Source organism: Pseudoalteromonas sp. S16_S37, from assembly GCF_014694405.1.
In the GTDB taxonomy this organism is placed as follows: Bacteria; Pseudomonadota; Gammaproteobacteria; order Enterobacterales; family Alteromonadaceae; genus Pseudoalteromonas.
On record NZ_JAAUWV010000231.1, the window covers coordinates 1 to 305 of the forward strand.

The window sequence follows — 305 nt, forward strand, 5'->3', positions numbered from 1 at the left end:
ATCTGCTGCGACTCCCCACAGCTATCACATTGCCATGCTTGATAACCGAGCTGACCTGTTCTGCATGATTGAAGATGCTGACAGACACGCAGTTGTTGATAGCTCACCGTATGATGTTGTCGATAATTCTCAAGGTTTGAGTTTAAAATATCAGCGAGGTGCAAAGCGGTCATTGTTTACTCCAACTGTGACCTTACGGCAAGATAGCGCAAATAAGTAAAAACCATCCGGCATACTTGATTGCAACCTAAACAACTAAGGTGTGATCAATGAATACCACAACATCATTAGAGCAAATTAAAGCA

Annotated in this window: 1 protein-coding gene; it reads right to left on the reverse strand. The window is 42.3% G+C overall.

Annotated features, from left to right (window positions below):
• Positions 1-173 (reverse strand): transposase zinc-binding domain-containing protein (locus HC733_RS22755; protein ID WP_190367208.1); only part of this gene is annotated, 173 nt, incomplete at its 3' end.
• Between the last annotated feature and the right edge of the window lie 132 nt (positions 174-305).